This is a genomic window from Paenibacillus sp. J22FR83, from assembly GCF_059691955.1.
In genome coordinates this window covers 177,287-192,007 of record NZ_JCAUAM010000010.1, presented here as the reverse complement: position 1 = coordinate 192,007, position 14,721 = coordinate 177,287, and the positions used below count along the sequence as shown (strand labels likewise).

Here is a 14,721-nt window from a genome sequence, read left to right as displayed (position 1 = left end):
CCCTTATCCCTTAACTGAACCTGCCGTCATACCTGCTACAATTTTCTTATTGAAGAATATGAATAGCAGCAACGGTGGAATTGTGATTAATAAAATATTCATGAAAAGCAAGTTCCATTGCGTGACAAACTGACTTTGGAAATTATACAAGGTCAATTGTACAGTGGCATTTTTGGCCCCAGGAAAGAAATAGAGAGGATTCGTAAAGTCATTGAAAATGCCTACAGACGACGTGACAACGATCGTAGCTGTAACGGGTTGAAGCAGCGGAAGAATCATTCTGAAAAACAATTGCCCACCGCCACAACCATCCACAATCGCCGCTTCATCAATTTCTCTCGGAATGGCCGCCATAAATCCTTTGTACAGCAGCACGCAAAATGGAAATCCTAACGCGACTTCGACGAGGACCAGCCCTGTCATGGTTTTGAATAACCCAAGGCCATCCAGCACCCATATTGTTGGAACAATGGCAGGAGGAATAATTAATCCTGATAAGACGAAGAAATTAAGCCAAGGAGTAGCTTTATCCGACCTGCGCTGCATCACATACCCCGCCATCGAACACACCAGAATCAGCACAACGATGGAAAGTACCGTCAGCAATGTACTGTTATAAAAAGCGCGAAGCAGCATGTAATCTCTCGCGGTTATAACTTCCCGCATATTATCGAGGAAATGAGTGGTGCTAGGCCATTTTAAATTAAGAAGAGAGGACTCTTGTTTATCTTTGAGCGCATTCACAATAACGAAGTAAAAAGGGATCCAAAATAGGAGAATCGTCGCTCCAATCGATAAAGCCTCAAACCAAAAGTGTCTTCTTGTTTTCATACATTCACCTCTGAACGGTTGAGATACATGTATAGCGGGAAGGCAAGCGCCGTTACAACGATGAACAAAATTACATTACCCGCTGTAGCTAGCCCATAGAATCCGCCTTGATATTGTTTGTAAATAATAGAAGCGATCAAGTCTGTCGTAAATCCAGGTCCACCCTTTGTCATGGCCCACACCAGATCGAATGATCGTAAGCCGCCGATGAAGGATAAAATAATAACAGAATTCGTAGCAGGTCGACTCAGCGGAACGATAATGTTCCAAAACTTATGAAACGCATGCCCTCCATCAATCTGAAGTGCTTCGTAGTATTCTTCTGGAATTGAAAGGATGCCAGCAATATAGATGACTGTTGCGAAGCCTACACCTTTCCACACATCAACCATAGCAACGGAGAGCAACGCAATCTGCTTGCTTCCTAACCAATCAGGTCCCGTCACCCCAAATGCGGATAGGGTCGTATTAATCACCCCTTGTGTCGGATGCATTAACATACTGAAGGTAATTCCAACCGCAATCGTACTTAATAGTGTCGGAAAAAAGATGACCGATCTCAAATAGCTTTTAGCTCTTATTTTCGAAGTTAAGAAAACACCCAAGAGCAAACCTAGTACAACCTTCAACACACATGTGACGACAGCGTAGATGAGCGTATTCTTGAATCCAATCGTTAGCGCAGGTTCTTGAAAGAACGTAATGAAGTTATCGAGTCCAATAAATTCCCAATCCAGCAATGTCCATCTCGTTAAACTGAAGAAGAATGACATGATCGTTGGGATGATAAAAATGATGAAATATATGATCGCTGCGGGCAAAATGAATGCGTAGGTGTACGTTCGCTTCATTATTTTTGTCATCGCATTCCCACCTCTCCACAAATTAGGTCGGCCCTGCTTGGGAATCGCAAGGCCGACGCTATTTATTTGTCTATCTCTATATGACGATTACCAACCTTGAAGTCCCAACTGCTTTGCTTGTTTCTCAACGTCTTTATCATAGACAGCGGCATTTTCTTTTGCTGTTTTGAAGCCAGCGCCTACTTCAACCGTAATTTGCGGAAGACTCGGCCCTTTAACTGGAGATACGAATTCCAGCGCTGGTGCTGTTTTGCCTGAATCGAAGTAAGGAAGCATGTCTTTCACGACCTGAGCCACATTGTCAGGAAGCTTAATCCCTTTTACAACATAAGGGCCTGTTGGTTTAGAAACTGCTGCTGTCGCCGCCAAACCTTCTTGTGAAATGGAGAATTCAACAAGCTTTTTCGCTTCTGGGATATGCTTACTTTTGTTATAAATATACGCGCCGCCTGGCATCCATACCGTCAATCCATTGCTATCTGCACTATCACCTGGTTGTGCGAAGAATCCGATATCTTTCATTTTGTCCGGGAAATTCTGTTCAAGTGTCGGGATGGCAAATGTCAGCATGGGTAATTGTGCGCCTTTACCTTCTGCAAGCATTTTCAAACCTGTATCATAATTGGTTGCTGTCAAATCTTTGTTCATATACCCTTTCTTCGCTAATTCCTCCAACTTCTCAAATCCTCTTAACGCTGCCGGAGACTTCGCGAAGCTCGTTTTATTCGCTGTATAGTTTTCTGCAAATTTAGGATCCAGTGCCTGAACGTTATAGAAATCAGCGAGAACTACCAATTGCGAAGTCCAATCATCTTTGTACGGCGCGATTACAGGCGTTATATTCGCCGCTTTAATCTTCTCATTATTCGCAATTAATTCAGCCCAAGTCTTCGGTACTTTGAGACCAAGATCAGCGTACACTTTCTTGTTGTAGAACCAACCGCCGCCCATCGTAGCTCCGTTTGGTGCCCCATATATCTTACCTTTGTATGTGACAGTCGGTTTGAAGGAATCGATTACTGTTTGCATGTACGGTTCATTCGTTACGTCAAGAATGTTCTGATCGGGATTCAATGCTTGTAATAACGATCCGGAATTATAGAAGAAGACATCTGTCATCTCGGACGTTGCGAGACGTGTCTTAACTAAGTTATCTCCTTCGCCTCCACCTGGGCGCGTCTCGAGTTCAACATGAATGTTAGGATTTTTCTTCTCAAAAGCTTCAATTAACGCTTTGGCGCTCGTAACCGTATCCTGCGCATTATCGACGAGAAGTGAAATCGTCACTTTTTTAGCTGGTGCCACAGATGCAGCTGCGGTGCTTGCTGCCGTACTTGCAGCTCCGGTTGCTGCTGGGCTTGCCGAACTGCTTGTTGTTGTGCTATTGCCGCACCCTGCCAGAACTCCTATTAATACAGCCGTTGTTGTTGTAGCTCCAATAGTTTGTAACATCTTCATCTTTTGCCCTTTGACCATTGTGTCTTCATCCCTTTTCTAGTGATATTTGCTTTCTGTATGTATCGTAAGCGTTTTCGCAGATCTCAACAATCGCTGCATTCTTTGGTGATGTCGGCTTTTTTTGGGTTGAAATTCTTGGAGAATGATGTGAAGTCTGCGGGAAAACTTCCTTGCGCACTTTATTTGAGCGCTAGCTTGCGACGGCCAGCAGGGTACACTATGTGCGCAACTCCACATAACGTAACGGGCCCGCGGAAAACCGCAGGCCCGTTACGTTGTAGCAACTACTTTAAATCGTTAAATCTGAGCAGTAAAGCAACAGCTTCCGCTCTGCTCGTTGGATTCTCTGGAAGGAAGGCTCCTTCCTCGTTCCCCTTTACCAAGCCTATACCTGCCGCTGTACGAATCATGCGCTCAGCATATGCCGGAATCGCTGCATCGTCTGAGAAAACGACTGCAATGGCAGTTGATGTTTTGCTTGCCAGCTTCTGATTGAATGCTCTAGTCAAGAGAACGACAGACTCGGTACGTGTAATAAGCCGTTCTCCCTGAAATGCCCCGTCCTCATAGCCGGTTACTATACCAACCGAGTATGCAGCTTGGATCGATGCTTTCGCCCAGTCTGGCAGATCAACGAGATCGGTGATTAGTAACGGCTCCATGTTGCCTCTCAACTGCAATCCCAACACTCGGCTCACCAACACGACAAACTCCGAACGTGTCACAGGCTGATCCGGACGGAACGTGTGATCTTCGTACCCCTTAACGAATCCTATGCCAATTGCACGTTGGATCTCCGCCTCTGCCCAATGTCCCTGGATGTCTTGAAAAATGGCACTATCGATCTGCATCGTATGCTCGACATTCCCGGTCACAGACCGCTTTTCCAGCTTGGAGTCGACCAGCTTCACGCTTTCTACTTTCACCTTTGCTTCGCCTTGACCGATAGCTCTAAAGTGAAGCGAGTAGAAGATCAGACTCCCACTATCTCCTGCTGCCATACCGATCTTCGTGTGGGCCAGACGTATCCGGCCCCCTTCCACAAGCGGACTAACCCCGAAGCCAGTTATTTGTGTGTCTGCACCGACATAGGCTAGTCGCTCTTCGTCAAACGTCAACACTAATTCATAAGCATAAACGTCTTCGACTTGCAGGCCTCGCACTTCGAATTGAATCTCTTCTCCTACAGCCGCTTGAGGTGTAGAAAGAAGCTGCACCGTAGGTTCATCCGATGCACTAGCTTCCTGAACGCTCATCCAACTTAGCATGAGGCAAACAACCAAACAAAAGATAAATGAACGACTTGTCAATTGTCTGCTCTTTCTCATTGACTTAACCAGTCATTGAGAATCATTCTAGCCACAGCAGCCAAGACACGAATATCAATTTCGCCATTGTCGAAGAGATCTGCCGATTGAACCGTGCTCCATCCAGCATCCGATGAACGTATGCCATAATATTTGGAAAGCAGCGAAAGGTCGTTTAATGTAATTTGAGTCTGACCACTTACCAAGGTGATGATCTGTCCCGCAAATACTTGAAGAGCCTGATTCAACTGCGCTGTTGCTTGATCCACTTGTCCTTGGCTGATATAAGCATTGCTCTCACTCTGCAGGGAAGCTAGAATAACCTGTTGTAACGCACTGATGGCGCTTGCTGGATATTGCCCCAGTTTCGTCCCCGTTATAGCTTTACTAAGTTTGCTTTGTGCAGCTGTAATGGCTGTGTGCAGCGCAGTTTTCTCCGTTTGAACCGGCGCTTCGGGGTTCACTGCATTCCGGAAGACATCCGCTGCCGCAAGCAAAGCGTTAACAGCATCAGTAACCTGCCCAGCAGTCGAAGCCGGATTGTCTCGAACAACCTTGGCCGAGTCAACAGCTGCTTGCAGATTCGCCTTCGATCCTGCCACGTGTTGACCAGGCAGCGTGCCCTCAACCGCTGTATCATGGATTCCCTGTACCGTTTGAATCTGAGTAATCAACTCTGTTTTATCCGTATGAACAATGGTGAGTTGGGACGAAGTACCGGGTACATCTGACGATATCCCTTCATTTGCTACGGTCATGTAGGTGACCGACAATACCGTATTTCCAGCAGCCGCTCCCACCTTGGCTTGAAGACGAATCGTCATCACATCGCTAGAGGGATCCATAGTCTCATTCGCACTATCGCTTGCCATGATGATTAGAATTTGGCCAGCATCAGCTTTGACAGCAGTGCCTAGTACGACAAAGTGTGCAGGCGACGTTATGATGGAATTTTGCGCCAAAGATAAGCTGCCATCTGTATTCGTAAGCGTATCGAACTGGATTGTCGCAGGGTTGTACGCTAGAACAGTTTGCAGCGTCGTGAAGCGTGTCGGCAGATTATGAACACCGATCGTAACTTCGAAGTCTTGACCCGGATATACGCTGCTAGGGCCCACTAATGATGAGGAAAGCAATAATCCAGGTTGAATAGCAACACCTTGGATATCCAATTCATTAATTGTCCATCTCCAGAAACCGTCGTAACCTGTCTGAGTAATTCTCACATAGCGTGCCGATTGTCGCTCCCAGGTTGCTTTGATCTGTTGGGACAGTCCATTACCCGAAGCTGCATAGGTCCATGCTTGCCCATCCACGGACAACTCTACGGTGAAGCCACGCGCATAATCAAAAGTCGCATTAGCTCCAGCATCCATTTCCACTCCACTGGTCAGGTACACTTGGCCCATATCCAATTGGAACCATTCCCCGCCAACCTGTCCGACCGTTGTTGACCATTGTCGTCCCCAATCGCCATCCAAGGTAAATTCGGGCAAGGATCCGAATGCGGTTGAAGAAGCCGTCGCGTGCCAACCCGTTCGCGGAAGTTTCGGGTCCGCAGGCTCTAATTCTGGCCCAGCTGAAGGATCTTGATAGAGGATGCCCATCGGCGTGAGAGAATCCGACGCATCATACAGCGTTGTGTACGCACATCCTTGGTCGTGGGAACAATTGTCTCCAAACCATGCATATCGCTCCACGAAGTCTAATCCATCTAACATTGGCAGAAGCCGTTTCATGAATGTCGTAGCTAACGCTTGTGTCGGCGTCTGGTGGGTCGTACCGAAAGGAATGGCACCGATCTCCGTGATCCAGATTGGTTTGCCATATTGATTATGAATGGACGTCAGTGTATTCTTGAGCTTCGTCACGGCATCAGGATCCGTGAAGTCCGGGTAGAAGTGCACCGCGATGAAGTCCACCGGGTAATGCTTTGCGTTCATTTGGGTCATGAAATCACTGAGCCAAGATTTGCCGGCTGCGTAAGAATCATCGTACGTGTACGCCACTGCGGGGCTTCCCAATCTTAGCCCCGTCTCCATCAAGCGTGGCCATAACTTGATCGTATCTTCTACGCTAATATTGGACTGCACAACCAGTTCAGGCTCATTGTACCCAAGCAAGCTGTTAAATCTTCCACTGCTCTTGCCCGTCTTCAGCTTCGCAATGGCATCATCCGAGACTGCGCCAGGTCCCCAAAGCATGGGTACGTACTCTAGTCCTGCCACAGAACCTGCATAATCCACCGACCAATTATATGCCCATGCCAGATTCAAATCGGACAGTTTTGATGGTGCCGTGGACAAATATTTGATGGAGGATATCCCTTTTTTACCTGTCACAATAGGAAAAGGATCTTTGGCAGTAACTTGAACAGTCGTTTGCGCTGTAAGATTCCCATCCCTCGTCGTGACCGTAATAATCGCAGTTCCCGCATGAAGAGCAGTTACTCTTCCTGCTCCATCCACCGCTGCAACGGAGGGATCGCTGCTCGACCAGCTCACCGTATGGTCCGCAGCTTGCTCAGGTAGAATCGTGGCTGTTAACACAATGGACTCGCGTTCCTTCACTCTCCACGAAGTCTGGGAAACCGCGACGCCTGCCACTCCTCCAACCGAAGGGTATTCCGTCACCGTTTGGCGGTAGTTCGCCTGATTAGCCGTGGCTCCCTTTCCATTCACGACATGGGTAATCTCCCCATTGCCCGCTAAGAAGATCGATGTTGCGTGATGAATCTTCACTCCATCGGCATCTGGTACCTCGATTGCGCTATTCAGTTTCACACTAGCATCTCGGAAGTAGGAATAAACACCTAGCCCCCATGCTTCATGCGAAGTTACGGAATCAGCTACCTTATAGGATGCGTATCCATTCACCGTCCCACCTTTACTCATCCAAGTTGCTTGATCCGGAACCTCGTAGGGAATCTCGGATTGGTAGAAGTAGAGTCGGCCACCGTTGCCGTTCCACAAGGTCTGGTACTCGTTATGATGCTCATTGAAAAGACCATATAAAGTAACGTCATCCCCGTTCACGATCAATCCATTCGTCGAGTCGTTGGTCTGCCATCCCCCTGCACCCGTTCCATGATCCGCACGCCATATCCAGAAATGATCCCCAATGACCCCCTTGCTATGGATAACAAGATCCGCAGCAACACTTCCGGGATGCGCTCCGCCTACACGGAAGAATAGGTCATGCAGTGAGATCGGATTCGTCGAATGGTTATTGGTGCTACCCGCATTTCCAATCTCCAGTAAAGCGGGTATGTCCATACTGCCTGCATCGAACAGTAGACTTGCAATGATGACTCCATCCACATCTTCGACGGTCATGGCTTTCCGACCATTGTCGGGAATAAGTGTGGCAAAGCCAAGTCCCATAACGATTGTATTTGGGTTCGTGACCCGAATCGTGTCATTCAAGTGATAATTACCTGGCGTAAATAACAAATTCTTTCCTTCACTCAATGCCGCATTAATACTCGCCGCAGTCGCAGTCGAAGGATCAGCGATGTAGAATTCTGTCAGTGGCACCGAATGCCCTGGCGTCGATCCTGCTTGCCAACTTGCCCCTTGCGTATCCGTGTCCAAATCAGGGACGAACACTTGATAATGGCCTGTACCATCTACGTACAGATAAGGCTTCTCTCGAATAAGCGGTGTCTTCTCGACAACCGTATATGCAGCATCTGGGAATACACCTGCTGGCGGCCTTGAATCACCAACAAAAACCATATTCCAGAGCCCATTGGTCCATCCATTATATTCATTGTTTCTCGAGAACCATTGCTGTTGTGAGGCTGGTGCAATCGAACCCTCCACAATCGAGTCCGCAAGATAGCCACCGCTCGCATAACCAGCATTCCACGATGAATCGAAATCGAACAGATCTAGGGAACCGTTGATATGCATGCGCCGCATGGGTGCTGCTTGAGCTACAGCCCAACGAGCCGTGGAACCACTAGGCGGCGTAATGCTCATATTCTCGCTCGAGCGCCAAAAGTTGACCAACTCATTCCCATTGTTCCACTTGGCATCCACATTAACCGTCCCGTTGATGTTCACATCATCCGGATTCTGTCCTAAGCCAGATACTTGCGTATAGAAGCCAACCTTGACATTCACATTGGAATACGTCCCTGGCTTGAAGAGCATGGCGTGCCGGGCACTGCCGAACTCACTTCTCTCTTGGTTGGCAAAAATCGAATCGGCTACATTCTGAATATCGGCCGCCGACATGGACGGATCGAAGAGTTGGACGTTCGGTCCGAACGGATTTTCCACGGTCAATCCAGCTACATAGCTGGATAAGCCAGACTCTCCCGACGAGTCTATTGCGGCTATTTTGTAGAAGTAGGCTTTGCCTGCTTCCAGTCCAGCATCCGTATAGTTATTAGCGGTAAGAGCAGTGGCGTTAATCTTGTTGTACACACCATCATAGGTTGTAGAACGAAACAACTGATACCCTGTTGCACCTGAAACCTCCGTCCAAGATAGTGTGCAGGCATCTGGTGTGCAACGCGCCTCCAATCCAGGATCACCAGGAAAAGCGGCTTCTCCGTTCGCTAGCTTCACATCTGCAACCGTCCAAGGGGTGTCTGCACTTCCCGTTTGGAAAATATTTAGGAGACGCGCTCTCGTTTTGGGGATCGTGATTTTCGTAATCCCAGACTGCCCATTAACCTGTGCCAGCACCGATGACCAATCCGCGTCCGATTGAATGGTGTATTGACGACCATAATTGGGCGATGCCCCTGAATCAATATAGATCGTATCGACCTCCGTAGGCGTCTGCATGTCAATCTGGAGCACTAACCCCCAAGGAGATTGATGTTTGTTGCTTGTCCAGGCGGTGCTCGTATTGTTATCGAACAATGCTGACTTGATTACACGTAAATCTTGGTTACCGTCATCCAAAGTTGTCGTAATCGTCCAGCTCGACGTATCTAAGGAAGCGTTAACCAAACTTGCTGCACGTGTCCGCTCCCCTTGAGAAGCCATGATTATACATACAATTAATCCTGTACAAAACAGCCATTGACGCCAAGACCATCCTTTTCTATTACACTTGTGCATGCCATCTTCATCCCTTTCTGATCTATTTTGCTATTCGTACGTATCGTAAGCGCTTTCTAAACTTGCGGCAATTGCCGCATTCTTTGGTGACGTCGGCTTTTTTTGGGTCTTATTGGTGAAAAAGTCGTAGCTATGCCTCTCCGGGCTCATGACTAGCTTGTTAAAGATGAGTCTCCCGGCAGCATTAGTCCGAAATACCCCACTTAAATCGGCCATACCGACTCTCATACTAGAAAAATAGAGAAATAGGTGGGCAAAATCGGACTATTGGCCATTTTTCACTACAATAACTCAATTTAGTTCGGCGGAATCGGACTAAATCTGCTTTTCAGCCCATGCAAAGAAGCGGATCCCATAGGATCCGCTCCCACCACAAATTCCACCCTATCAACGCTGCTGCGCATCAATCGCTTTCTGCAGCTCTTCCATGTACGATTGCGCCGTCATCCTGTCGCCGCTAATCAGCAGCTGAGCATTATCCCAGGCGATAGATTGCGTCTTAGAATCAAAACCCGCTTCAAACCACAATATCGCTCGTTTAGCAGATTCAATCTTCTCTTGAACCATCTGTGTCAGTGGAGGCACCTGCGCAGGCATATGCTCCACTTTGAACCCTGTGATGAGTCCGTTATCTTTCATAGCCCGATCCCCATATTCACTAAATACGGTCTTCATCCATTCGCCCACCTTCGGATTGAATGCTGCCTTCGAGAACGAATTCGTTAATCCTGCGTTCATCGGGAACTCATCCAAAGTGCCAATGCCATCCTTCACCAAGGGGATATTAAAATAACCGATCCCATCCGCGCCAAGCTTATTACGAACAGGATTATTGAAATCTCGCAGTTCCCAACTACCCGAGTAGAACATGGCCGCTTGGCCTTGAAGGAATAAATCAATAGAAGTTTGCAGATCTATTTTATTCGCATCCCCTCCAAAGTAACCTCGCTTACTCATCTCATATACGGTCTGAGCAGCTTCGATGAACCCTGGCTCTGTTACTTTCATCACGCCATTCTCTACGCTTTCCATCACATCTGGCCCGTACTTTCGAACGGCATATCCACCGATTAACCTAGTAATCGGCCACTTCTCCTTCCCTGCAACCGAGAAAGGTTGAATGCCATTGTCAATAAAACGGTCAGCCGCTCGCAACATATCATCCCAAGTACGTGGCTCTTCCATTCCCAGCTTGGCAAACAGGGACTTATTGTACCAAAATCCTTCAATGTTGAGCTCCAACGGGAGCGCATAGAGACCTTCACCATGTGTTTGTTGTTTCAACAAATTCACGGCGACTGGATTTAATTTCTCATAGATACCTAAATCCTTGAACGTTTGCTCAAGGTCGAGCACCTCACCCTTCAAATTCCGAAGCGGTCTGCCGGACTCAAATGAAAACATAGTTGGCAAATCATTGCTGGCCGCAAGCAGTTGAATGCGTTGTCTCAAGCCTGATTGCCCTACATAGTAATACTCGAGCTTAACACTCGGATTTACCTTGGTATATTCCTCACTGATATCCGTAACTACCTTGACCGTTCCCTCCGATTCTAAGTTAGAGGTTAAATATCGAATCGTGGTCAATTCTTCGTCCTTCATCCCAGTTGTCGGATTTCCCCCTGAACTGCAGCCAACTATAGCCAGGCAAATCATCACGATGAGGACATGTATACGTAACCTTTTCATCCCCCTAACACAGCTCCCTCCGTTCGATTTATGATTTCCTGTGCGTCTCTCGATACTGGCCTGGTGTAACACCCGTGTACTTCTTAAACACTTCCGTAAAATGCCTGTAATGATAATAACCGACTTGTACACTTACATCATTAATGAGCAGTCCTTCATGCAGCAGCGTTTTGGCTTGCTCCATTCTCATTCTCGTCACAAATTTAATATAACTAATCCCCTTCGACTCTTTAAAAAGCAAGCTAAAATACGTGGCGTTCATCCCCACATGCTCGGCTACTTCTTTTAAGGAAATATCGCGCTGATAATTACGCTCCATATACTGCACAGCTTTGTCAACAGACGCATGTTTAATCCTCTGACGCGTATCGACCATCACCTGCATGATGCGAGTAATATGATCACGGAACCACTTCACTATGTCATCTAAAGTGGCTAATTGTCGCAATTGAACATGCGGAAACTGATCCGTATCCATGATAAGCGACATATCAACCCCAGCCTCTTTGGCTGCTTCCCAACCCAAATAAACGAGTTTGAGAATCTCCAATTCAAGCAATCTTTTCTCTAACTTTTTCGCTTCACAAGACGGTTTAAATTGTTCCAGTTGTTGATTTACACCCTTCGTATCACAGGTTCGTATGTAGAATACGAATAGCTCCTCCCACGCAGTCAAGCCATCGGGCAGGTCCCCGCTCTCCGCTAGATCCTCGTAACGAGTCCAGCCTTCTTCCTCCAGATACATCCCATATCGCAGCGCACTTTGAGCTTCTCTATAGCTCTTTGAAGCGTCGGCAAGCTCTAGATAGGTTCTTCCTGAGCCCATCGAAACACCGGCAGCGTTATCTGCCCATGTGTTCATATCAGCTTGAAATGATTCTGCATCATCCTTCACATGTAGAACAAGCTTCAAATATTCGTTGCCATTTCGCACACTAATCATCGGATAAACATCCTTTCCGCCAAACGCCACCCTATCTGATGAACTAGCCAAGACGGTAACTCCCACAATACGACTCGCTTCCATTCTACAAGTAGACAGGAATTTAGAGACGGCCTCCGGACCCATGAGCAATAGATCCAATGTCGCTTTCTCCATTAATTCCTTCTGTTTATCCATTTGTATCCGAACCTTGAGAAGGGCATCTTGGATCTTCCGAAGGGTAATCGGTTTCTCAATAAAATCGAGAACACCGATATTAATCGCTCGTTTCACGTATTCAAACTCATTAAACCCACTAAAGACAATACAAATCGTACCCGGCGCTTCTTTCGTAATGATCTCCAGAAGTTCCAGCCCGTCCATGCCTGGCATACGTATATCTGTGAAAATAATATCAGGACGCACCGAGCGAAATAGGGCTAGCGCTTCAATCCCATTGGCCGCCGTACCCACAAGTTCAATATCGTGCCCAGCCCAGTCTACCCTCGTTTGGAAACCTTGGAGCACGATGAATTCATCGTCAAAAACAACGGCTTTACGCATCCTGATCACTTTCCTTCCCTATGCCATGTAATCCGAATTTCAATCTTGGTGCCAACATTAGGCTCGCTTGTGAACGTAAAAGAACTTTGATTGCCATAGTACAACATCACACGTTCCCGAACATTCCGCAACCCATACCCTTGCTCAATTAACGATACATCAGCAATCCCAACACCATCATCTTCTACTGTAAAAATAATACCATCCGCGCCTTCCCTTTGCGCAGTCAATCGAATGGTGCCAGCACCGATCTTCGGCTCTAAGCCATGATAAATCGCATTCTCAACTAAAGGTTGAAGCAGCAATTTCAGAATATCAATCCCCATTAATGAAGGATCTACGTTCTCAATGTACGTAAAACGATGGTTAAATCGAATATTTTGGATCGTCATGTAGTGCTCAATATGCTTTAACTCTTTGAAGAAGGGGATCGTTTCCTTCCCTTTATTCAAGCTCAATCTGAAGCTCTCTGATAAAGAATCCGCCATTTGGGCGATATCCGGTGTATCGTGCATAATAGCCATCCAATAGATCGAATCTAACGTATTATACAGAAAGTGAGGCTTAATTTGCGCTTGCAGCGTGTTAAGTTCAGCTTCTCTTTCCTTCAATTGCGAATCAATCAGCCGTTCACCCAATTGCACATTCTCATTCGCCATCCGCTTAAAAGTTTCTCCAATTGCACCTACTTCATCCGCTTCGAAATTTCCAATCCATTGTTGTACCCCTGTCGACCACTCTAAGATCATCTTCTTCAATTGTAAAAGGGGACGTGTAATCGACCTTGCCAGCCAAAAGGCAAATAAGAGTGAAATGAAGGCAATTACTGCCGAAAGTATTGCGGTTGCTACGCCAATTCGATTCGATTGCTTAAGCAACTCTTTGGCTTCAATAATGTGCATGAATGTCCAACCTGTTGTTTGATTGGTATATGTCGTATTCAAGTACCCTGTATGTTCTAGGTTTTGCATCAAATTAGCTATACCTGCTTCTGTAGAAACATCATTCAAGCCCTCAAATTGTTTGACGTAAACCAGGCTAGCGCTAGAACCAGTCGGATTCATGACTAAAAAGGAGCTGTTATCGCTTTCATGAATAACCGTTTCAAACATACTCTTTTTAATATTCGTAACCAGTAGGCCAAGAGGCTCACTCTCTAAATTGTCGGGATCGCGCAGCAATTTCACACTGGAGAACGACTCTTTGGATGTGAAAGGATCTAGTACATTATAACTGAAGAAAACTTCTTTCCCCCTCGCCTCAATAACGGGATTATACCAATCGGTCTTCGCAATATTCATCCTGGTTTGGTTCGTTCCATAGAGTCCGGCGCTTTCCGATCTCCCATAACAAATCGAATGAAAATCCCGGTCAAATAAACAGATGGAATCGAAATATTGCGAATCCACCAGATTACTCGTCACAATATTTTCGAGTCGCTGTACGGTACGAACACCTATCGTTGAAGCAGCCCCGTTGCGACCGCTTTCCACTAACTGCTCTCTCAACTGCGTATCGGAAAGAACGACACGATTCATATTAATCACATTGCGCAGCAGCAAATCCGCGACTTCACTTGCCGTTCTCAAGTGGTTTTCATTCGTCTGTTGATGGTTCTGAACGAGCGTATCCTTCGCAATATTGTAGGACACGAGCCCGAGCACACATAACGGTATAACCGTTAGGGTAATCATCGCAACGAGGAATCGAGTGCGTATCTTTTTCGGTTGTAATTTTGCCCAAAATAATCGTACAAGCTTCATTTACATGACCCTCTTTTATGAAAGACTACATTTGCTATGTACATTCATCTTACATGAAATAGGTAACTACGGTAAGTCAGGTTTCTTTAGGGAAGTCCGATTTTTTTGGGGAATATATCTATGGAGGAGATTTCTTTCTTGCAAAGAGCTCCCCGCTTACGCACATCAGTAGTCAAAGATGCATAAAGGCATCTATTCCAGAGGAAAATGGGCTTGTATGGATGAAAAAGTGCAAAAAGGCATCTA

8 protein-coding genes are annotated in these 14,721 nt (G+C 46.6%); all 8 read right to left on the bottom strand.

The genetic code is table 11. The features are described from left to right. Window positions 1-3 precede the first annotated feature (3 nt). The 8 genes from AC58PV_RS19235 to AC58PV_RS19200 all read right to left on the bottom strand — a co-directional run bounded on the left by AC58PV_RS19235 (window position 4) and on the right by AC58PV_RS19200 (window position 14,475). On the bottom strand, window positions 4-831 hold the full coding sequence (locus AC58PV_RS19235) for a carbohydrate ABC transporter permease (protein ID WP_497433931.1): 828 nt from the start codon (window positions 829-831) through the stop codon (window positions 4-6). After that, entirely contained in the window at window positions 828-1,694 is an 867-nt protein-coding gene (locus tag AC58PV_RS19230) for a carbohydrate ABC transporter permease (RefSeq protein WP_497433930.1), read from the bottom strand. Before AC58PV_RS19230 ends, AC58PV_RS19235 begins: the two co-directional genes overlap by 4 nt. Window positions 1,695-1,781: 87 nt before the next feature. Beyond that, the gene (locus AC58PV_RS19225; RefSeq protein ID WP_497433929.1) at window positions 1,782-3,170 is read right to left on the bottom strand and encodes an ABC transporter substrate-binding protein; all 1,389 of its coding nucleotides are present in this window, start codon (window positions 3,168-3,170) and stop codon (window positions 1,782-1,784) included. A 266-nt stretch (window positions 3,171-3,436) separates the two neighbouring features. After that, window positions 3,437-4,420, bottom strand: a complete 984-nt coding sequence (locus tag AC58PV_RS19220) for an S-layer homology domain-containing protein (protein WP_497433928.1) — start codon at window positions 4,418-4,420, stop codon at window positions 3,437-3,439. A gap of 56 nt (window positions 4,421-4,476) precedes the next feature. Continuing rightward, complete coding sequence (locus AC58PV_RS19215) at window positions 4,477-9,537, bottom strand: pectate lyase-like domain-containing protein (RefSeq protein ID WP_497433926.1); 5,061 nt, start codon at window positions 9,535-9,537, stop codon at window positions 4,477-4,479. A gap of 387 nt (window positions 9,538-9,924) precedes the next feature. Continuing rightward, the gene (locus tag AC58PV_RS19210) at window positions 9,925-11,226 is read right to left on the bottom strand and encodes an ABC transporter substrate-binding protein (RefSeq protein ID WP_497433925.1); all 1,302 of its coding nucleotides are present in this window, start codon (window positions 11,224-11,226) and stop codon (window positions 9,925-9,927) included. Between the two features lie 28 nt (window positions 11,227-11,254). Further along, a complete protein-coding gene (locus tag AC58PV_RS19205) occupies window positions 11,255-12,712 on the bottom strand; it encodes a response regulator (RefSeq protein WP_497433924.1) in 1,458 nt (485 codons plus the stop codon). Window positions 12,713-12,717: 5 nt separating this feature from the next. Beyond that, window positions 12,718-14,475 carry a cache domain-containing sensor histidine kinase gene (locus AC58PV_RS19200; protein ID WP_497433922.1) on the bottom strand — a complete coding sequence of 586 codons (1,758 nt, stop codon included), beginning with the start codon at window positions 14,473-14,475 and terminating at the stop codon, window positions 12,718-12,720. Window positions 14,476-14,721: the final 246 nt, after the last annotated feature.